This window comes from Flavobacterium sp., from assembly GCF_044357305.1.
Classification (GTDB): domain Bacteria; phylum Bacteroidota; class Bacteroidia; order Flavobacteriales; family Flavobacteriaceae; genus Flavobacterium.
In genome coordinates, this window is sequence record NZ_JBIKPS010000018.1 from 39136 (window position 1) to 62279 (window position 23144).

15 protein-coding genes are annotated in these 23144 nt (G+C 33.5%); 13 read left to right on the forward strand and 2 right to left on the reverse strand.

Annotated features, from left to right (window positions below):
• Positions 1 to 2955: a SusC/RagA family TonB-linked outer membrane protein gene (locus ACIQ2J_RS11055; protein WP_396169696.1), complete on the reverse strand. Its 2955-nt coding sequence runs from the start codon at positions 2953 to 2955 to the stop codon at positions 1 to 3.
• 224 nt (positions 2956 to 3179) lie between these two features.
• Between ACIQ2J_RS11055 and ACIQ2J_RS11060 the strand changes: the two genes are divergently transcribed.
• The 12 genes from ACIQ2J_RS11060 to ACIQ2J_RS11115 all read left to right on the forward strand — a co-directional run bounded on the left by ACIQ2J_RS11060 (position 3180) and on the right by ACIQ2J_RS11115 (position 20646).
• Positions 3180 to 4199 (forward strand): LacI family DNA-binding transcriptional regulator, encoded by a 1020-nt coding sequence (locus ACIQ2J_RS11060; RefSeq protein ID WP_396169698.1) that lies wholly within the window; start codon positions 3180 to 3182, stop codon positions 4197 to 4199.
• A 171-nt stretch (positions 4200 to 4370) separates the two neighbouring features.
• On the forward strand, positions 4371 to 5726 hold the full coding sequence (locus tag ACIQ2J_RS11065; protein WP_396169700.1) for an MFS transporter: 1356 nt from the start codon (positions 4371 to 4373) through the stop codon (positions 5724 to 5726).
• Between the two features lie 10 nt (positions 5727 to 5736).
• The gene (pgmB, locus tag ACIQ2J_RS11070) at positions 5737 to 6393 is read left to right on the forward strand and encodes a beta-phosphoglucomutase (protein ID WP_396169702.1); all 657 of its coding nucleotides are present in this window, start codon (positions 5737 to 5739) and stop codon (positions 6391 to 6393) included.
• A gap of 95 nt (positions 6394 to 6488) precedes the next feature.
• Positions 6489 to 8792, forward strand: a complete 2304-nt coding sequence (locus ACIQ2J_RS11075) for a glycoside hydrolase family 65 protein (protein WP_396169704.1) — start codon at positions 6489 to 6491, stop codon at positions 8790 to 8792.
• Positions 8793 to 9042: 250 nt separating this feature from the next.
• A complete protein-coding gene (locus ACIQ2J_RS11080) occupies positions 9043 to 9423 on the forward strand; it encodes a GxxExxY protein (protein WP_396169706.1) in 381 nt (126 codons plus the stop codon).
• Between the two features lie 45 nt (positions 9424 to 9468).
• Positions 9469 to 11301 (forward strand): glycoside hydrolase family 13 protein, encoded by a 1833-nt coding sequence (locus ACIQ2J_RS11085; RefSeq protein WP_396169707.1) that lies wholly within the window; start codon positions 9469 to 9471, stop codon positions 11299 to 11301.
• A gap of 74 nt (positions 11302 to 11375) precedes the next feature.
• Positions 11376 to 13742 carry a TIM-barrel domain-containing protein gene (locus tag ACIQ2J_RS11090; RefSeq protein WP_396169709.1) on the forward strand — a complete coding sequence of 789 codons (2367 nt, stop codon included), beginning with the start codon at positions 11376 to 11378 and terminating at the stop codon, positions 13740 to 13742.
• Between the two features lie 3 nt (positions 13743 to 13745).
• Positions 13746 to 15401, forward strand: coding sequence for an alpha-amylase family glycosyl hydrolase (locus ACIQ2J_RS11095; RefSeq protein ID WP_396169711.1), 1656 nt, complete (start codon positions 13746 to 13748; stop codon positions 15399 to 15401).
• A 311-nt stretch (positions 15402 to 15712) separates the two neighbouring features.
• The gene (locus ACIQ2J_RS11100) at positions 15713 to 16582 is read left to right on the forward strand and encodes a cupin-like domain-containing protein (RefSeq protein ID WP_396169713.1); all 870 of its coding nucleotides are present in this window, start codon (positions 15713 to 15715) and stop codon (positions 16580 to 16582) included.
• Positions 16576 to 17247: a glycerophosphodiester phosphodiesterase gene (locus tag ACIQ2J_RS11105; protein ID WP_396169715.1), complete on the forward strand. Its 672-nt coding sequence runs from the start codon at positions 16576 to 16578 to the stop codon at positions 17245 to 17247. Before ACIQ2J_RS11100 ends, ACIQ2J_RS11105 begins: the two co-directional genes overlap by 7 nt.
• 86 nt (positions 17248 to 17333) lie before the next feature.
• Positions 17334 to 18545 (forward strand): NAD(P)/FAD-dependent oxidoreductase, encoded by a 1212-nt coding sequence (locus ACIQ2J_RS11110; RefSeq protein ID WP_396169717.1) that lies wholly within the window; start codon positions 17334 to 17336, stop codon positions 18543 to 18545.
• Positions 18546 to 19020: 475 nt separating this feature from the next.
• Complete coding sequence (locus ACIQ2J_RS11115; protein WP_396169719.1) at positions 19021 to 20646, forward strand: YARHG domain-containing protein; 1626 nt, start codon at positions 19021 to 19023, stop codon at positions 20644 to 20646.
• 347 nt (positions 20647 to 20993) lie between these two features.
• Here ACIQ2J_RS11115 and ACIQ2J_RS11120 read toward each other — a convergent pair whose 3' ends face one another.
• Positions 20994 to 21137, reverse strand: a complete 144-nt coding sequence (locus ACIQ2J_RS11120; RefSeq protein ID WP_396169721.1) for a hypothetical protein — start codon at positions 21135 to 21137, stop codon at positions 20994 to 20996.
• 142 nt (positions 21138 to 21279) lie between these two features.
• On the opposite strand from ACIQ2J_RS11120, the gene ACIQ2J_RS11125 reads away from it, so the two are divergent.
• Positions 21280 to 22929, forward strand: a complete 1650-nt coding sequence (locus ACIQ2J_RS11125; protein ID WP_396169723.1) for a tyrosine-type recombinase/integrase — start codon at positions 21280 to 21282, stop codon at positions 22927 to 22929.
• Positions 22930 to 23144: the final 215 nt, after the last annotated feature.

Sequence of the window (23144 nt, forward strand, 5' to 3'; positions counted from 1 at the left end):
TTAAAAGTTAACATTACATCCTACTACATACATTCTTGCTCTTGGGTAGATCATATTATCAATACCTCCAAACACCTCAGGATCTAATCCTTTGTATTTAGTAATAGTTAATGCATTTTGGACACCTAAAGATAATTTAGCAGATGTAGTTTTACCAAATGGCTCACTAAAGTTATATCCTATAGAAACGTTATCTAACTTAATGAAAGAGGCGTTTTGAACATAATAATCAGATGAATATCTAAAATTTCCTTCGTTTACAAATCCAGTTGAAAAGAAACTTGGACTGATATTATTTAATGGAGTAATTTGACTAATTGATTGTGCTAAATATCCTCTTGAAGAGTCTGTATTATTGTAGTTATAGTTTCCTAAACTAGCTCTCCAAGACATATTGAAATCCCATTTTTTGTAAGTCATATTAGACATTAATCCAAAGATGAAATCTGCATATGGTTTTTTGAAGTGGAACGCATCTTTAGAGTTGATTACACCATCTCCATTTCTATCTACAAATACACCTTCAAGTGGTTTTCCATCTGTTCCATATACTTGTTCCATTACCCAGAAAGAACTAGGAGCATATCCAGTAGATTGCATTTGTATTGTATTTCCAATACCACCTGCAATATCCCCCCATGGAATACCCGGAGAATCTGTCCCATCAACTGCAGTTGCAGTGATTTCTCTTTTTTGATAATTCGTATTGAAATTAACATTCCAATTAAAATTGTTTGTTTTAACAACGTCAGCATTTAAATTCAACTCTATACCTTGAATTTTAAGGTTACCAAAGTTTCTTGGACCATTGTTAGAAAGGTTAGCTCCATCAGGATAAGGAACCCCTTTAGCTAACAATTCTTTAGTTTCTTTTTGATAGAAATCTAAACTACCTTTAACTTTTTTGAATAATTCAAAATCAGCTCCAAAATTAGTTGAAGTAACCGTTTCCCATTTCAATAACGTAGTATAAAATAATGGGCTAACTGGACTATACGTAGTATTTCCAAAATTATAGAAAGACCCCGTATTTGAACCTAAGTAAGTTGGCAAGTATGGAAAATAATTATAACCCATATCTTGTTGCCCTGTTTGCCCCCATCCAGCTCTTAATTTAAGACTTGTAATAGATTTGCTATCTTTCAGGAAGCCTTCATTAGAAGCAACCCAAGCAAAAGCAGCTCCAGGGAAGATTGCGGTTTGGTTAGATGGATCAAATCTGTTAGAAGTATCTCTTCTTAAATTAAGAGTTAACAAATATTTACTATCAAAACCAAGATTAGCTCTACCAAAATAAGATTCTAATTTAATAATTGGATTTAAGTAATAATTATTTGAACTAATAACATTTTGAGGATCATTTATGTTATTAGTATTAAATGAATCTTGTTTGGTGTTTTGGTAACTATGACCAGCGGTAATATCTAGATTTAGTTTGCCAATTTTTTTTGTATAGTTAAAATATACTTCTAATGATTTTTGAGTACTTGTCCACCATCCGTTAGAAATATTACCTAAACCTACATTATTGTTGTATAATCCACTAATACTTTGATTACTTAATACGTATGCTTTTTCTCCTGTTGTTCGATCAATTGCAGCAACAGCAGTAAATTTCAAATCAGGCATAAAGTGGAATTTATAATCCGCTTGGATATTTGCTAAATAACGATAAGATTTATCCGTATTGTTTGTTTGTCTTAAGGTAGCAACTGGATTATCTGTTGCTAAAAATATTGGGCTATTTGAATCATTATACCATTCAAAATATCCGCCATTTAAACCAGTTGTATTATATACCGATTGAGTTGGATCAAATGTAATAGCATTTCTAATTGCTCCTTCATCTGCGTATCGGTTTTTTGTTACAGTAAAGTTACCATTTACAGCAATTTTTAAATGCTCTTTAAAGAAAGATGGATTTAAACGAATTGCAGTAGTTGTTCTATCGTATTTAGAAGTTTCTAAAATACCAGGAATATAAGAATGTCCATAAGAGAAAGAAGTAGGAAGTGCTCCGAACAAAGAACCTCTCATAGAAACATAATTATCTAGAGTAACCGAGTTAGAAAAAATTTCTTTTTGCCAATCTGTAGATGCAGTACCCATTTTAGCTAATCTATTTGTGTCAATACCATAAAATGATATATTTGCTGGATTATTCATAAAAGCTCTAAAATCGTCTGCAGAAGTTACATCTAATTTTTTAGCTAAGGTATTTACTGTAATAGTATTGTTTACACTAACTTTCACATCTCCCTTTGCCCCTTTTTTAGTTGTAATCATAATAACTCCAGCTGAAGCTCTGTTACCATAAATTGCAGTAGAAGAAGCATCTTTTAAAACCGATATTGTTTCAATATCATTAGGATTGATAGAGTTTAAACCATTTTCAATTGCAACTCCATCTACAACTACTAATGGATCGTTTTTTCCATATAAAGAGGACTCTCCACGAATTCTAATTGCAGCTCCATCACCAGGACGGCCACCTTGTGTTACTACAACACCAGCAGCTCTTCCGTTTAAAAGCCCTTCAACCGAAGAAACATACCCTTTGTTCATTTCTTTAGTTGTTAAAACTTCTACAGATCCTGTAGCATATTTTTTCTTAACAGATCCATAACCTACTTGTACTACAACATCTTGTAATACATTAGCTTCTTCAACTAAAGAAACCATAATCGTTTTTTGATTTTCAAAAGAGATAGTTTCAATTTTATATCCAATGAAAGAAAACGAAATTTTGTCTCCTTTTTTTACTTTGGATAACTTAAACGTACCATCCAAATCAGTTGAAGTACTTTGATTTGCGCCTTGTACCGTTACATTTACTCCTGGAATTGGTTGATTTGTTTTTTTATCAACAACTACTCCATTAACCACATTCTGCGCAAGAATGCTAAATGGTAGAAAAAGGAATAAAAACAACAATTTTTTATAAATTGTTTTCATAAATTATTTTTAAATTAATTAATTATTTTGCTTATACTTTTACTTCGAAAAGTTAAAATTATGCAAATTTTGGAGATAAAAAAAATTGACAATCATTATAGCGTAGCGCAAACGTTTTCGTGTTGAAAACTTTCCTGATTTTATAGCTTTTACGCTTAAAAATTGAGAGATTAAAAAAATAAATGTATCTTTATTTTTTATTAAATATTTATCATAATCGCAACATGAGAAGAAAGGTAACTTTAAAGCAAATTGCAAAAGAATTAGACGTTTCTATTTCCACAGTTTCTAAATCATTAAAAGACAGCTCCGAAATAAGTGAGGACACCCGACAAAAGGTAAAGGCATTTGCAAAATTATACAACTACACGCCAAACAATATTGCATTAAGTCTAAAAAATAGAAAGTCCAAAACTATTTGTATTATTATACCTGAAATCATTCATCATTTTTTTGCAACAGTTATTAGTGGTGTAGAGCATGTTGCCAATAAAAAAGGGTATAATGTAATTGTTTGTCTGTCAGACGAATCCTTTGATAAAGAAGTTATTAATATGGAAATGCTAGCTAACGGAAGTATTGATGGCTTCATTATGTCCCTATCTAAAGAAACCCAACAAAAAAGAGATTTCCACCACATTACCGAAGTTATCAATCAAGGAATGCCGGTAGTAATGTTTGACAGAGTTACTAATGATATTCTTTGCGACAAAGTAATTATAGACGATAATTTAGCAGCATTTAATGCCACCCAATTTTTAATTGATAGAGGATTTAAAAAAATTGCTCTTATTACTACCGTTGATTACGTTAGTGTAGGAAAATTAAGAACCGAAGGTTATACCAAAGCATTAAAAAATAACGACATTCCATTTGATGAAAATCTAATTTTAAGAATTGAAGATACCGATAATTTCGAATCCCAAATCGAATCGTTAATTGCAAACAATGAAATAGATGCCATTTTTGCTGTAAACGAAATTTTTGCAGTTACAGCTATTAAAATTGCTAACCGTTTAGGTAAAAAAGTACCCGAAGAACTCTCTATTATTGGATTTACAGATGGAATTATCTCCAAATATTCTTCCCCATCTATCACTACCGTTAGTCAAAACGGAGTGAAAATGGGTGAAAAAGCAGCAATTATGCTAATTGAAAAACTAGAAATTGAGGAAGAGTATGATGAACTTTACAAAACCGAAGTTATTGAAACGGAACTAATAGAAAGAGAATCTACCACTTAAATCCCTATAATCATCAACAAAAAGTAGTATTAGCAAACTAATTTTTTTAAATTTTTAATTCTTATTTTTTTTAATATCTTTGCCCCATCAAAACTTATACTTTACTTCGAAAATAAAATAAGTTTTGATAAGCATCGCGCTTATCGTTTTATTAACCAATAAATTACGATAATGGAAAAGCGTAAGTTAAGTTTCTGGCAAATTTGGAACATGAGTTTTGGATTTCTAGGAATACAATTTGGATTTGCCCTTCAAGGTGGATTCATGTCTAGAATATTTCAAACTCTTGGCGCAGAAGTAGACAGCATACCTGGTTTATGGATTGCGGCGCCTTTAACAGGGCTTCTAGTTCAACCAATTATTGGATATTTATCAGACAATACTTGGAGTCCTAAATTTGGCAGAAGAAAACCTTTTTTCCTTATTGGAGCTGTTTTAGCATCTATTACTTTATTTTTCATGCCGCATTCTCCAGTTTTATGGGTTGCTGCTGGACTATTATGGGTACTTGACTCTTCAATTAACATAAGTATGGAGCCATTTCGTGCTTTAGTTGCAGACAAACTCCCAGAATCACAACGATCCAATGGTTTTGTAATTCAAACACTTATTATCGGTATTGGAACTTGGATTGCTAGTAATTTACCTTGGCTAGTAAACAAATTAGGCGTTACAAATGAAGCTGCAGCAGGAGTAATTCCACCATCAGTAGTTGTAGCATTTTCTATAGGAGCTTTTGTTTTTATAACAAGTATTCTATTTACTATCTTCACTACCAAAGAAGATCCTCCTGTAGATTTAGAAAAATTTAAATCCGAAAAAAATGAATCTCGTTTTATTCCAGATTTATTTGCAAGTTTAAAAGAAATGCCATCAACAATGAAAAAATTGGGTTTAATTCAATTTTTTAGTTGGTTTGCATTTTTTACCATGTGGAGCTTGTCTACACCTGCACTAACAGAACATGTTTATAATTCACCATCACCTAATGTGAAAGAATTTAATATGAATGATGTATCTCAAAAAGCAACTTATGATGCGGCTAATTTGAAATATCAAGACGCAGCTAATTTAGTCGGTTCTACATCCGGAATTTACGGATTGTCGTCCATGGCATTTGCATTATTACTAACTTTTTACACAATGAAAAATAAAATAAATAGAAAATATATCCATATGGTTTCATTGATTCTTGGTGGTTTAGGTTTTATTTATATGTTTTATGCAACTCCATCTACATTAATGTATTCCTTTATATTAATTGGTTTTTCTTGGGGAAGTATCCTGTCGATGCCCTATGCTATGTTATCTAGCTCAGTAAATCCAAAAAAAATGGGTATGATGATGGGATTATTCAATATGTTTATTGTAATTCCACAAATTATTGCTGCACTTGGAGGAATTAACTTCTTATATAAATTAATCGGAGAGGCACACATTAATGCTATGCTTTTAGCAGGCATTTCATTAATTATTGCAGGCTTATGTAATTTCTTTATTACAGATAAAAACGCAATTTCAGGTTAAAAAAAACAAAATGACAAATAAAAAAGCATTCCTATTCGACCTTGACGGAGTTATTGTAGATACTGCCAAATACCATTTCTTGGCTTGGCAGAAATTATCTCAAGAACTCGGAATCGAATTTACACCAGAACACAACGAACAATTAAAAGGAGTTAGCCGCGTTCGATCGTTAGATATCATTCTAGAACTTGGAAATATTCAAGCATCCCAAGAAGATAAAAACAAATGGCTTATCCAAAAAAATGAAGACTATCTTTCCTATTTAGTGGATATTGATGAAAGCGAAATTCTACCGGGAGTTCTTCCGGTTCTGCATTATTTAAAAGACAAAAACCAACTAATAGCTCTAGGTTCTGCAAGTAAAAATGCGAGACCCATTTTAGAAAAAACTGGCATTATTTCTCTTTTTGACGCGATTGTTGACGGAAACGATGTTACTAACGCAAAACCAGATCCAGAAGTTTTCTTGCAAGCAGCAAAAAAATTAAATGCAACCAACGAAAATTCAATCGTTTTTGAAGATTCTGTTGCGGGAATTCAAGCAGCAAACACAGCCAATATGATTAGTATTGGTATTGGTGATGCGGCAACCCTACACGAAGCCAAATACATATTTAAAGATTTTACTTTTATTGATGTTTCTTTTATAGAATCGTTAATAAATTAAAAAGAGAATATAGAAAAAAGAGAATAGAAATACCCCTGAGTGTTAAGTATTGGAACTAAACTTCTAAACCTTTATACCTCTAAACTTTTATAAAAATGAATCAAGATTATATAAAACCAGACAATTGGTCTATTATTGAAGAAGGATTTGATGCCGAAAGCGTAAAATCATCCGAGAGTTTGTTCAGTATCGGAAACGGTGCCATGGGACAAAGAGCCAATTTTGAAGAAACCTATTCTGGCGAAACTTTTCAAGGAAGTTACATTGCCGGAATTTACTATCCCGACAAAACTAAAGTGGGCTGGTGGAAAAATGGCTATCCAGAATATTTTGCAAAAGTATTAAATGCACCCAATTGGATTGGAATTAACATCGAAATCAATGGCGAAAGTTTAGATTTAGCCAAATGCAAATCGGTTGTTAATTTCCGTCGGGAATTGAATATGAAAGAAGGTATTTACTACCGTTCTTTTGAAGCAACTTTGCAAAACGGAACTGAAATATCCGCCAAAATCACTCGTTTTCTTTCTTTAGATTTAGATGAATTGGGCGTTATTAATTTTGAGATCACACCATTAAATGGAGATGCCAAAATTACGTACCAACCTTATCTAGATGCTGGAGTTCATAACGAAGATGCTAACTGGGAAGAAAAATTCTGGGAACCATTAGAAGTTACTAATACTAACAATGAAGCTTTTGTAACTGCAAGAACTTTCAAAACGCATTTTACAGCAACTACTTTCATGCAAAATACCATTTTGCTAGAAAGCAATAATCTTAATTGTGCTCCATCAGAAGTGGTAAAAACTTCCGACAGAATTCAATTCACTTATGAAGTTACGGTTGCCAAAGGACAAACTAGTGCTATTCAAAAACTTGGTGGCTACACAGTTTCCTTAAACCACGAAAACACAGAAGTTGCTGCTCAAAAAGTAATTGCAAAAGGACTTGAAATTGGTTATTCTCAATTAGCTGAAAATCAAAAGCAGGCTTGGGCCAAAATCTGGGAAATGAGTGACATCACTATTGATGGCGATGTAAAGGCCCAACAAGGAATTCGTTTCAATATATTCCAATTGAATCAAACCTATTTAGGTAAAGATTCTCGTTTGAATATTGGTCCGAAAGGATTCACTGGCGAAAAATATGGCGGTTCTACGTATTGGGATACCGAAGCCTATTGCATTCCGTTTTATATGGCGACCAAAGACCAACAAGTTGCAAGAAACTTATTGACCTATCGTTACAATCAATTGGACAAAGCCATTGAAAATGCAGCCAAATTAGGTTTCAAAAATGGTGCTGCTTTATATCCAATGGTTACCATGAATGGCGAAGAATGCCATAACGAATGGGAAATCACATTTGAAGAAATTCACAGAAACGGAGCGATTGCTTTTGCTATATTCAATTATTACCGTTACACCGGAGATTATTCCTATATCCCAGAAAAAGGATTGGAAGTTCTTATCGCCATTGCTCGTTTTTGGCACCAAAGAGCCACCTACTCTACGTACAGAAATCAATATGTTATTCTAGGAGTAACAGGTCCTAACGAATATGAAAACAATGTAAACAATAATTTCTATACTAATTATTTAGCGAAATGGTGTATAGATTATGCCATCGAGCAAATTACTAAAGTTGAACTAGAATATACTTCCGATTTTACTCGAATAATGAGTAAAGTGCATTTAGATAAAGCCGAAATAGCCCATTGGAAAGCAGTTGCCGACAATATGTATTTCCCTTATTCAGAAGAACATGAAGTATATTTACAACAAGACGGCTTCTTAGATAAAGAATTAATAAAAGTACATGATTTAGATAAATCGCAACGTCCAATCAACCAAAAATGGTCTTGGGATAGAATTTTGCGTTCTCCCTACATCAAACAAGCAGATACTTTACAAGGTTTTTACTTCTTTGAAGATCATTTTACCAAAGAACAATTAGAGAAACATTTTAACTTTTACGAACCCTTTACGGTGCATGAAAGTTCACTTTCGCCTTGTGTTCACTCCATCCAAGCTGCTCTTTTAGACAAAATGGATATGGCCTACACCTTCTATTTAAGAACTTCTCGTTTGGATTTAGACGATTATAACAAAGAGGTAGAAGAAGGTTGTCACATTACTTCTATGGCAGGTACTTGGATGAGTATCGTAGAAGGATTTGGCGGAATGCGTGTCAAAGGAAACACCCTACATTTTGAACCAAAAATCCCAAAAGAATGGGAAGGATATTCTTTTAAAATCAACTTCAGAAATCAAATTTTGAAAGTAGCGGTTAACCAAATAGAAACCTCATTCTCTCTTGAAGGAGATAAACAAATTACTGTATTTGTTAAAGGGAAAGAAATTTTAGTGGAGCCGAATAGTTTTGTAACGGTTTAATTTCTCGCAAAGACACAAAGTCGCAAAGAAAGTACTTTGCGACTTTGTTTGTTAAAAATACCAAAAACAAAAAACTTTATGCCTTATTGTCTTTATAATCAAAGCAGAAAACTAAATGAAATTATAATTTTTAGCTAAGTCAGAAAGAAACAAAGAAATAACTTTACAGATTGTCTTTAATTATTAAAAAATAAAACTTTGCGCCTTTGTGCTTTTGCAAGATTATATACGAAATTAAAAACATACAATTATGACAGAAAATGAACTTTCAAAAATAATAGTAGACGTAAGTTATAAAATTCACACAAAACTTGGACCTGGCTTATTAGAAAGTGTCTATGAAGCAGTATTATGTTACGAGTTAACAAAAAAAGGATTGAGCGTAGAAAGACAAAAACCAATTCCCGTAATTTGGGAGGATGTATATTTGGATATAGGATTTCGATCTGATTTAATAGTTGAAAATAAAGTTATTATTGAAATAAAATCAGTCGCAGAAATTTCAAATGTTCATCCAAAACAACTACTAACCTATTTAAAAATAACAGATTTAAAATTAGGTTTGCTAATAAATTTCAATGAATCACTTATTAAGAATGGCATAAAAAGAATTGTAAACAATCTTTATTAAAAATTTGCTTTGCGCCTTCGCGCCTTTGCGAGAAAAAAAAACAACATGAAAAAAACCCTCTTCTTTTTACTAATCACGACAATCTCTTTCGCTCAAATTGACAAAATTGAACCCCCTTTTTGGTATAGCGACATGAATCTTTCTGAAGTTCAAATTATGTTCTATGGAAAAAACATTGCGCAAAACGAAGTATCCGTTTCCAATGGACTTGTCATCAAAGGTGTTCAGAAAACTGAAAATCCAAACTATGTTTTTGTAACCCTCGATACTAAAAATGTTGCGGCTCAAGAACTTGTTTTCACTTTCAAAAACAAAAACAAATCGTTTACCCAAAACTATTCGCTTAAAGCAAGAAGAGAAAATTCTCGCTTCCGCAAAGGTTATGACAGTTCCGATTTGATTTATCTTATCATGCCCGATCGATTTGCAAACGGAAATCCGAACAACGACAGCACTAAAGAAACCAGCGAAAAAGCAGATAGAACTAAAATAGATGGTCGTCACGGTGGCGATATTGAAGGAATTATCAAGAATTTAGACTACATCAAAGACCTTGGAGCAACTGCAGTTTGGCCAACGCCACTTTGCGAAGACAACGACGATAAAGGTTCGTATCATGGTTATGGACAATCCGATGTTTACAAAATAGATTCCCGTTTTGGAAGTAACGAAGATTACCTTCGATTGAGTTCGGAATTGCACCAACGAGGCATGAAAAACATCATGGATTATGTAACCAACCATTGGGGTTACAAACATTGGATGATGAACGATTTGCCAACCTACGATTGGATCCATCAATTTCCAGGATACGGTCAAACCAATTATAGAATGACCACACAATTTGACACGAATGCATCTGCAGTAGATACAAAATTATGTATGGATGGCTGGTTTGTAAAATCGATGCCCGATTTGAACCAATCCAATCCTTTAGTGTTGAAATACCTGACACAAAACGCAATTTGGTGGATTGAATATGCAGATTTAGATGGTTTTCGCGTGGATACTTATTCGTATTGCGATAAAGAAGGAATTTCAAAATGGACCAAAGCCATTACCGATGAATATCCTTATTTTAATATTGCTGGAGAAGTTTGGTTTAACAGCCAAGCACATATTGCCTATTGGCAAAAGGACAGCAAAATTGCAGCAATCCAAAATTACAACACCAATCTACCTACTGTAATGGATTTCACGCTTCAAGGAGCGATAAATGGAGGCGTTTTCAATGAAGATAAGCCCAACTGGAATACTGGAATGATAAAAATTTATGAAAATTTTACCAACGATTTCTTATATCCAAACATAAATAATATTTTGGTTTTTGCCGAAAACCACGATACCGATCGTTTCAATAATATTTACAAAAACGATTTCCAAAAATACCAAATAGCAATGACTTTAATTGCAACGGTTCGTGGAATTCCACAAATATATTACGGGTCCGAAATTGGAATGGCAGGAAGTAAAAGTCTAGGCGATGGCGATATTCGACATGATTTCCCTGGTGGATGGAAGGACGACACTAACAATGCTTTCACTAATGCAGGGCGTAATGACGACCAACAAAAATTTCACGATTTTAGTTCGAAATTATTCAATTGGAGAAAAACTAAAACCGTTATTCATACTGGTAAAACAACACATTATACTCCCGAAAATAATGTTTATGTGTATTTTAGATACAATGATTCGGAAAGTGTGATGGTGGTAATTAATAACAATTCGGAAAAGCAAACTCTCAAAACCAACCGATTTAAAGAAAACACTTCCAACTATACAACAGGTACCGATGCACTTACAGGAAAATCAATTGACTTGAAAAAGGATATTGAAATAGAAGGTAAATCTGTTTTAATATTAGAATTGAAATAAAAAAATTAAACAATTAAATAGTGAGCAAAATCTTAATTATCTTAATATCTTAATGGTTCAAAAAAGAATAAAAAATGAAAAAACTAATTGTTTTCCTTTTAATCACCACCTTTTCCTTTGCGCAAAATGCAAATAGAAAATACATTTCCCATACTTGGAAAAAAAACATATTAGAAATCAAAACCAACGATGGTTCCTATCAAATAAAACCCTTATCGGATAACATTGTAGAAACTTCTTTTATTCCTAATGGAGAAACCTTCAATCCAATTTCACATGCCGTTGTAGCATCTGAAATAAAAAAATTACATAAAAGTAAATGTGCCAATTCACCCAATTGGATTGTTTTATCAAGCGAAAACATCAACGTAAGAATAACCAAATCTCCTTTTAAAATCACCTATTTATATACCGATAGTGAAATCCTTTCGGAGAAAAATGGTTATGTGAAAAAAGACGGATTAGAAACTATCGATTTCAACATCACTCCCGATGAAAAATTGTATGGTGGTGGCGCAAGAGCATTCGAAACAATGAACCGCCGTGGCAACAGATTGCAATTGTACAATCGTGCTAGTTATGGCTACGAAACCCATGCCGAATTGATGAATTTTTGTATTCCAGTAGTAATTTCGTCCAATAAATATGCTATTCATTTTGATAATCCTTCTATTGGTTATTTGGATTTAGATTCAAAAAAAGACAATACCTTGACTTACGAAACTATTTCGGGCAGAAAAACTTACCAAGTAATTGTAGGCGATTTGGCAACTAATTATACCGAACTAACCGGAAGACAACCATTGCCTCCAAGATGGGCATTCGGAAATTTTTCTTCTCGATTTGGCTACCATTCGCAAGAAGAAGTAGAAAAAACGATTCGAAAATTTGAAGAAAATAAAATCCCAGTAGATGCTATAATTTTAGATTTATATTGGTTTGGAAAAGGCATCAAAGGCACCATGGGAAATTTGGATTGGGATAAAGACAACTTCCCAAATCCAGATAAAATGATAGCCGATTTGAATAAAAAAAATATCAAAACTATTCTAATAACCGAACCTTTTATTTTAACGTCTTCTTCCAAATGGCAAGAAACCGTGAATAAAAAAGTAGTAGCAACTAATGCCGATGGAACTCCTGCAACTTGGGATTTCTATTTTGGAAATACCGGAATTGTAGACGTCTTCAAACCCGAAGGAAAACAATGGTTTTGGAATGTTTACAAACGATTAATAAACCAAGGTGTTGGTGGCCTTTGGGGCGATTTAGGGGAGCCAGAAGTTTTTCCTACCACAGCAATTACCGCTGGTGGAAAAGCCGATGAAGTGCACAATATTTACGGACACAATTGGGCAAAATTAATTGCCGATGGCTATAAAAAAGATTTCCCTACTACTCGCCCATTCATCTTAATGCGTGCAGGATATTCCGGAAGCCAACGCTTTGGAATGATTCCGTGGAGTGGCGATGTAAGCAGAAGTTGGGGCGGATTGCAAAGTCAGGTAGGAATTGCGGTTCAAATGGGAATGCAAGGAATGGCCTATATGCACTCCGATTTAGGTGGATTTGCTGGCGATTATTTTGATAACGAATTGTATTTGCGTTGGCTACAATATGGTGTATTTACGCCAATATTTCGTCCACATGCGCAAGAGGATGTTGCTTCGGAGGTGGCATATAAAGACATTGTTACCAAAGAAAAAGCCAAGAAACTAGTAGAATTGCGTTACCAATTATTGCCATACAATTATACTTTAGCTTTTGAAAACAACCAAACAGGAAAGGCATTAATGCGACCATTTTATATAAAAAACGAATCCAATACGTTGCAAAACGATATTAAATCAGATCAATATTATTGGGGAAATAGTTTTTTAGTAAAACCAATAACTAGTGCTAACGTAACAGAAACCGAAGTGCAATTTCCTAACACAAGTGGTAATTGGTTCGATTTTTATTCCGATAAAGAATACAAATCCAATACCACAGAAAAAGTTGCGGTTACGGAAGACCATATTCCAGTTTTTGTGAACGGTGGAAGTTTTATCCCTAAGATTAAAACCATTCTAAATACTAGTGAATATTCTTTAGATGCTTTCGATTTGCATTATTATTTTGATGCAACAATGTCTTCTTCGTCTGGTGAATTATACAACGATGATGGGACCACTCCAAATGCTTATGAAAAAGGAGAATACGAATTACTTACTTTCAACAGCCACATTGCAAACAACGTCTTAAAAATTAATTTTTATACTGAAGTTGGAAAGAAATATACTTCAAAAGCAAAAAATGTAAACTTAGTAATCCATAATATCCATGCCAAAAGAATTTTTGTAAATGGGCAAGAACGGGTTTACAAAACATTTACTAATCCCTTGGAAATTTCAGTTCCATGGGAAAACGGAACCAATCCAGAAATAAAAATAGAATATTAAATCATGATTAAAAAAATAACAACCTTCGCTTTATTGGCTTTGCTAATTTGTGGAAATTCTTTTGCACAAAAAAAGAAAACCATCACTACTAAAACTCCTTTTTTGTGGGAGAATGCTAACGTATATTTTCTATTAACGGATCGTTTTAATAATGGCGATAAAACCAACGACCATACCTATAACAGAACTAAAGAAACCGGAAAACTTCGCGGTTTTGAAGGTGGCGATATTCGTGGGGTGATTCAAAAATTAGACGAAGGTTATTTTGATAAATTAGGAACTACTGTAATTTGGATGACTCCAATAGTAGAACAAATTCACGATGGCGTAGACGAAGGAACCGGATTTTCTTATGGCTTTCATGGCTATTGGACTAGAGACTGGAGTTCGTTAGACCCAAGTTATGGCACTAAAAAAGATTTAGCAGAATTGGTTGAAAAAGCACACGCCAAAGGAATCCGAATTATGTTGGATGCCGTAATCAATCATACCGGTCCAGTTACTGCAGAAGATTCAGTTTATCCAAGTGACTGGGTTCGGACTTCCCCAAAATGCACCTACCAATCGTATGACACGTATATCAATTGTACTTTGGTGGAAAATCTTCCTGATGTTAAAACCGAAAGTAATGACAACGTTGCCCTGCCTCCATTCTTGGTTGAAAAATGGAGAAAAGAAGGTCGTTACGATAAGGAAGTTGCCGAATTAGATGCGTTTTTCAAGCAAACGGGTTATCCTCGTGCGCCGAAATATTATATCATGAAATGGCTATCCGATTATATCACTAACTATGGTATAGATGGCTATCGCGTAGATACTGCAAAGCATACTAAAGAAGATGTTTGGGCCGATTTCCGTAAAGTATGTGATCTGGCTTTCGCCGAATTTAAAACTAAGAACCCTAAAAAAGTTTTAGATACCAATCCGTTTTTTATGGTAGGCGAAGTTTATGGTTATAACATTGGAGGAAAAAAATTATATGATTTCGGAGATAAAAAAGTCAACTATTTTGAAAATGGATTCACAAGTTTAATCAATTTTGCTTTTCCATACGAAGCCAAAATGGGGTATGAAGAATTGTTTTCTAAATATTCTACTATTTTGAATTCCGATTTAAAAGGTACTGCCGTAATGAATTATGTTTCCTCTCACGATGACAGCAATCCGTTTGATAAAAAACGGGAAAAAACATTAGAAAGTGCTACCAAATTATTATTGGCTCCAGGAATTTCACAAACCTACTACGGAGATGAAAGTGCTCGTTCCTTAGATATTTCAGGAACTCAAGGCGATGCAACCTTACGTTCGTTTATGAATTGGGAAGACATTAAAACCAATCCTAAAACTGCCGAAATAGAATTGCATTGGCAAAAACTAAGCAACTTTAGAAAAAACCACCTTGCAATTGGTGCTGGAGTTCACTCACAAATTTCAAGCACTCCTTATGTGTTCAGTAGAACATTTGTTAAAGAGAAGCTTAACGATGCAGTGGTTATTGGTTTGGATTTACCTAACGGTCAAAAAGAAATTTCGGTTGGGACTATTTTCAAAAACGGAACCAAAGTTAAAGAGGCGTATTCTGGAAAAACTTCAGTAGTCAAAGACGGAAAAGTTTCTTTAAACACTAACTTTTCTATTCTACTTCTTGAAAAATTATAAATCTAAATATTTTTTTCAATTGTAATATTTATAAATTTTATATCGCAAAAGCACGAAGGCGCAGTTTATAATTAAATCCTTTGCGACTCTGCGTCTTTGCGAGAATTAAGTTGCTTCACTATTTATATGGCTTAAAAAAGTGAACCATTAGTTTTCGGACAACAATGAAATCTTAAACAAATACCTATCTAAATTGCCTCACAAGGGCAATTTTTTGGTTATAATAATGTTAAATAATTTCATTAAATCCAATTTTAAATTGTATCTTTAGTTGAATATGTAATAGCAATAATCTAATTCAACATTCATTTATGCCATTCAATTACATTGAAATAGAAAGAGTTGAAAAACTCACCAAGGAAGAGTTTATAAAGAATTATTACAAACTACAAAAACCCGTGGTTATAACCAATCAAATTGAAGATTGGCCTGCTTTTACTAAATGGGATTTTAACTTTTTAAGAGAAGTGGCCGGGGACAAAATGGTTCCGTTATACGATAGCCGAAAAACCGATTATACCAAAAAAGTAAACGAACCCGATTTCACAATGACTATGTCCGAATACATTGATATTCTTGAAAAAGGACCAACCGACTTACGCATTTTTCTTTACAATTTAATGAAAGACGTGCCAACAATGAAAGCCGATATGAAATGGCCAAATTTGGGAATTCATCTTTTAAAAAGTTTACCCTTATTGTTCTTTGGAGGCCAAGATGCCAAAGTATTTATGCACTACGATATTGATTTTCCAAATATATTTCACATTCATTTTGACGGCAAAAAACAATGTGTGTTGGTAGATCCAAAAGAAACCAAATACATGTACCGCCTCCCCTATTCTTGGCTTTGTAATGAAGATATTGACTTTGACCATCCCGATTTCGAGAAATTTCCTGCTTTAAAACAGATTAATCCCTACATCACCCATCTCAACCATGGCGAAATGCTGTACATGCCCGAAGGTTGGTGGCACTATATGAAATATTTAACTCCAGGATTTTCGTTAAGTTTGCGCTCTTTAGCAGGAAGACCAAGCAATTTAATGAAAGGATTTGCCAATGTTGCCATCATCCGTCATTACGACAATTGGATGCGCAAACGCAGAGGGCAAGCATGGCTAGACTATAAAGACCAAGAATCTATTCGTAGAACCAATGCCTTATTAAAAAAATGTTGAAAATTGGACATCGCGGAGCCAAAGGCTATAAACCAGAAAACACTTTAGCCTCTTTTGCTAAAGCAATAGAACTAAAAGTAGATGCTATAGAATTGGATGTACACAACAGTTCCGATGGAGAAATTATGGTTATTCATGATACAACCATTAACCGAACTACTACTAAAACTGGTTTTGTATCCGATTATTCGGCATCCGAATTAAAACAATTAGGAATTCCAACTTTAGAAGAAGTAATTCAATTTGTGGATAAAAGAGCTATAATCAATATTGAAATAAAAGAGTTAAGTGCCACTCCAAAAGTCCTCCAACTAATTGAAAAATCGGTAAAAGAGCAGGATTGGAAATACAATCGATTTCAGATTTCGAGTTTTATTTGGGAAGCCTTAGAAGAAGTTTCGCAGTATTGTCATTCCAATAAAATAGAAATATCCACCGGAGTATTAACCGAAGCAGCTATTGAAAAAGCCCTTGCTTTTGCTATCCAAATAAAAGCACATTCCATAAATCCGTATTTTAAATTATTGAATGCCGAAAATGTAACCCTCTTACATTCCAACGGATTTAAAATCTACACTTGGACGGTAAATACTCCAGAAGACCTTATATTTGTAAAATCATTAAACGTTGATGGGATAATTTCTGATTTTCCTGATCGGATTTAACCGCAAAGACGCAAAGTTTTTCGCAAAGTCCGCAAGGTAATACATTGCTTATTTTCCTAATTTCTTTAATGATTTAAAAATAAAAAATGAATTCAAAATACGATATAATTATTGTTGGAGGTGGTGCAGCAGGATTTTTTACAGCAATTAACCTTGTAGAAAAAAATCCAAAACTAAAAGTTGCCATTTTAGAACGTGGGAAAGAAGTTTTGACTAAAGTTAAAATTTCAGGCGGTGGCCGATGCAACGTTACCCATGCCTGTTTTGTGCCCAACGATTTAGTAAAATTTTATCCTCGTGGCGAAAAAGAACTTCGGGGTCCGTTCCACCAATTTTGCTCCGGAGACACCATCGAATGGTTTGAAAAACATGGCATAGAACTAAAGATTGAAGACGACGGCAGAATGTTTCCCGTTTCCAATTCCTCCCAAACCATAGTAGATTGCTTCTTAACAGCAACCCAAAAACTCGGCATCGACATCCTAACTGGGCAAAGCGTACAATCTATCTTTAAAGCGCCCGAATATTGGAAAGTACAAACCACAACCGAAAACTATTCCTGTCAAAATTTAATCCTAACCACCGGAAGCAACCCAAAAATTTGGGAAATGCTTGCCAATATTGGGCATACCATCATCCCTCCTGTTCCTTCTTTATTCACTTTTAACATCGGAGACAAGAGAACGAAAGATTTAATGGGCGTTTCGGCAATGGCATCCGTAAAGGTAAAAAACTCCAAACTTGAAGCCTCCGGACCGCTATTAATAACCCATTGGGGAATGTCGGGACCCGGAATATTGCGTCTATCCGCATGGGGAGCACGAGAATTAGCCGATAAAAACTACCAATTCGCCATTCAAGTCAATTGGCTGAATGAGGTTACCCTTGAAGAAGCCGAAGAAAAACTAAAAGAACTCAAACTAGAACATTCTAAAAAAGTGGTTTCCAAAAAATCCCCCTTTGAGTTTCCAAACCGTCTTTGGGAAAATTTAGTTCTTGCCGCTACAATTTCAGAAGATACCAAATGGGCCGATTTAACTAAAAAACAACTGCAAAATCTTGCCTTGCAATTAACCCAAGGCGAATTTCAAGTAAATGGCAAAAGCACCTTTAAAGAAGAATTTGTAACCGCGGGCGGTATCGACCTAAAAGAAATCAACTTCAAAACTATGGAAAGCAAACTCCATCCAAACCTTTATTTTGCTGGCGAAATTGTAAACATTGATGCCATCACTGGCGGATTCAATTTCCAAAATGCTTGGACCAGCGGGTTTATTGTAGCAGAAGCAATTCAATAAAAACACAACTAATTTTCTTTTATTCAGGAGCGAATGGCTTGCGCATTTTAGTAAATGTCATTCCTGCCATCCGTTCCAATCTGGCATTGCTAGGAACAACACAATAAAATAAGACAAGTCGAATAACGCAATGCCAGGATTTCCACTTCTGTCAGGGCTAAGTAGGTTATGTCTTTTGTGAAATTAGAATTTCAAAAGAAACTAATCACAAACTTGTCATTCCGACGCAGGAGGAATTGCATCATTTAATATTATTTCAAAAGAAACAATAATTAAATAATAGCGGCATCTTTTTATACAATTAAAATAATTTATATATTTGAATGAATAAAGCGTTACAAAGTAGCGCATATAGAACCAAATTAAGGCGTATACACGCTACTTTGTAGCGCATATATACAAGTTATGGGCAAGGCTACGGCATGTAACAAGAGAAATTCGATAATTTAAGTCAAATTTAAAACAGAAAACATAAATGAACCATAAACATTTATCATTAATTGGATTGTTATTAATTACATTAATAGTAACATCCTGTAATAAAAAAGAAACTCCAAACGATTTAAAAATTGCAGGACTTAAAGGCAAAGTTAAATCAGTAAGTACTTCGTTAACCTCAAACTATTCAAACGAAATTATAGAAAAAAGAAATAACACTAAAACTTTATATAATATTGAAGGATTTGAAATTTATAAAGAAGATTTAGGCAATATTGGTGGAGATGACGGCGAATTTTCTAATTCAAAAACAGAAATTAAAAGAGATAGTAATAATAATAAAACTGAAGAAAACACAACAATATTATCTGGTACGACTTCTTATAAATCAAGCAATATTAAATATAATTATAATAGTGATGGTAACTTGATTGAAAAAGTTATTTTATATGATGACGTTATTGCCAATACAACAATTTATAAATATGATGATACAGAAAATATAATTGAAGAATCTCAATTAGTAAATAATGGAAGTCCATACACAACAATTTATAAATATGACGAAAAAAACAATCTGATTGAACAGAAATCAAATGGATACACTGAAAATTATGAATACAATAGTAAAGGAGATGTTTCTTTAAAAAAGTTGACAATGAATGGCGATAAACATTCTACAAATAGAATTTACAAATATAATAACAACGGAGATAAAATTAATGAGACTTATACAGATCGTGGGAACTCAAAAGAAATAAATTATAAATATGATACAAAAAACAATTTGATTGAAATTGTTGATGACGAAAATGGTTACATTACAAATTATGAATATGATAATTTTGGGAATTGGATAAAAGAAATTAAAAAGTTCTATGATGATACATATGTTATTGAACGTAAAATAGAGTACTATTCCGATGAAGAAGCAGTAAGTATGAACAACCGAAATTCATTATCAGGAAAATACCAAATTGCATCCGAAAGAATTTTATCTAAAAATGATATCGTAAACATTGATAAATATGAACTCAAACTTATGAAAAATGAAATTTTCGCGAGATATGGTTACATTTTTAAAACCGCAGAAATGAAAGCATATTTTGAAAGTCAAACCTGGTATAAACCACAATATGATGATGTAACATCCTATCTTACAGAAATTGAAAAAAGTAACATAGCTTTATTAAACGGAACAAACGATTTAGACTCGAACAACCCTGAACAACCGGGATATTTTAAAGGTCAAACTTTAAAAACCGGTGAAAAAATAATAAAAATAAATTGGGGCAAAGAAAATAAAACAAACTACACACGAGATATGAGTTATAGCGGTTATAGATATGCTTCGAAATCGTTAAAAGTACCAAATGGAAAAAAGTGGATCTTGATTTACATTAATGAAGATTTTACATTTGAAAGCGGTCATGTTGTTGGTTCAGTACCAGATCTGTTTATTGACAATAGAACGCATGAAATTGGTAATAGAAGATTTTCTAATTTAAACAATATTAATCCGTCAAGAGCTAGAGATGAAAATATTAAAATTTATTCAGGCTCTACTGTTAAAGCAATTTCAAGTAGAACAAATGGAAAAGGTGTTGGCGACAACTTCATAGAATATTTTGGTGAAATGTGGCTTTTGGAAATTAATGATTAACCCGATTGCTCGGATATAGACAAAACCCCCGCTATCCAAAGTATCCCCGCTATACGAAGTCTCCCGCTATCCGAAGTCTCCTGACTCCCCGCTATCCGAAGTCTCCTGACTTCGGATCAATTAAATCCTCAGCTAAGGGAAATTTTTAATATATTTGAATGTTCCGTTTATGAATGACCCGCTTTTCTGCGAGGTCGGGAGACCATCGCAGAGCATCTTAGTTCTAAGGAACACTTTGCAGAGCGGGAATTGCTAGGAACAACACAATAAAATAAGACAAGTCGAATAACGCAATGCCAGGATTTCCACTTCTGTCAGGGCTAAGTAGGTTATGTCTTTTGTGAAATCTAATTTTCAATAACGACTGTAAAATTGCCTTCATCATTTGAATTTCCGTTTCCCTTGTTTGTTTTTACTATTGCCATTGACATTGCCATTGAAATTGCCATTGCATTTGCCATTGAAATTGCCATTGCATTTGCCATTATCATTTTTTATTATTATATTTAGGATACAATATTCATTAATTGATGACTAGTGAAAATTAGAATAAAAAAAATAAACCATCGAGGCAACTTTAGAATTGCACTAGTATTTGATTATAATAATCAAATAAAGCAGTGTATTAAAAAAATGGGAGCCAATTATAGCAAAACCCATAATTGTTGGTATATTGACTATACTGCAGCCAATTATCAATTATTAAAAGAAAATTTTGATGAAATTGAAATAGAAAATCCTAAGAAAGAAAACCAAAAAGCAATTCCACCGATGACCGACTCTATAAGTCGTGACCTTTCATCCATAGCCCAGAGCGAAATTCAGTTAGATTCGTTACAAAAGAATAATCCTGAACATAAAACAGAAGAAATTCCGTTTGCCAAAAAACTAAAATTGCAATTGTTTCCTCCCATCGGAAAATATTGGATCTTTAAAATGCACTTTCATCAAGAAATAAGCAAGCAATTATTGGCAACTAAAGGCGTTTATTGGAACAAAAACTATAAAAGTTATATGGTTTATAGGCATCCAAATACAAAAGAAATTGTAGAAACTATTTTGCAAACAAATCCTTTTTTTGGCACCGATTTTTATACTAAAGAAAGCGAAATAAAAGGAGGCAAAATCAGCCTAATGCAACATTCAGAAGACGTTGCCTGGATGGAAATTTATGTGCCAAAATTAGCTACAGTTCACGAAAAAATGAAACGTTTTTCAATGTCCAAATACAGTACGGTTAAAAATTGTTATTTGCTACCAGCAACACCAATTATGCTAGAAAGTCTCCAATTACAAATGGAACCACATCGCATTTTAATTGTAAATCACTTGCCTAAAGGTTATTTGAATGCTCGAAATATGCCTAACAAAAAACAGCTCGATTTAGCCAGAACAAAGCAAAGTATTTATGCTCAAGTGCCCGAAAATGGTAAGATTTATCTTGAAAAAATGATCAATGCGCTTTTGGCTGTCAATTATAGTCCGTCAACCCTTCGCAATTATTGTGGCACTTTTATTCAGTTTTTAAGGTATTTTAACTTTAAAAATCCGGAAGAAATTACACAGCCCGAAATTGTAACTTTATTAGCCTCATTGATGTCTAAAGGACTTTCGGCAACAACGGGACACTCAATGGTAAATGCCGTGCAGTTTTATTACCATAAAGTAGTTTGTAAAAGTGAATTTGAAATTTTGTTGCCTAGACCAAAAAAAGAAAAGAAACTTCCCACTGTTTTAACCATGGACGAATGTTTGTCAATATTTAAAGTAGTTAATAACCCAAAACATAAGTTACTATTATTGATAGGGTATGGTGCAGGATTGCGGGTGAGCGAGATTGTAAACTTAAAATGGAGTGACATTTTGATTGCCGAACATAAAATACATGTAAAAAATGGCAAAGGCATGAAAGATAGAATGGTTATGTTGCCTTATTCGATAGTAAAATCGTTAGAGCATTACCGGCAATTGTATAACGGTAAACACTATGTATTTGAAGGGCAATTTGCAGGAGAACCCTACACTGCTCGAAGTGCACAAGAGGTAATGCGTATGGCGATAAAAAAAGCAGGATTAGAAAAAAAAGCCACTATACACACTTTACGGCACAGTTTTGCAACCCATTTATTAGAAAATGGTACCGATATTCGATACATTCAAAAAATTTTAGGACATTCCAACATTAAAACCACTACTATTTACACCCATTTAACTAGTAGTGTAGTTGATAAAATAGAGAGTCCGTTGGATAAATTGGTAAATCAAGTAAATAAAAACAAATGAAATTTGCATAAAGATTTTATTAGTTGTAGTATTGTTTTAGAAATAGGAATGATTTAAAAAAGTTACATATACATTCTTATATCTAGTAGTTAGCAACAATTTCTGTGAGCACTAAACCTTAAATATGACAACCAAAATACTAACATTCTTTCTTTCTATAGTTATTTGCGTGAAAATAATTCTTTGGCTTTTAAAAGATGTTCCAATGAACAGAA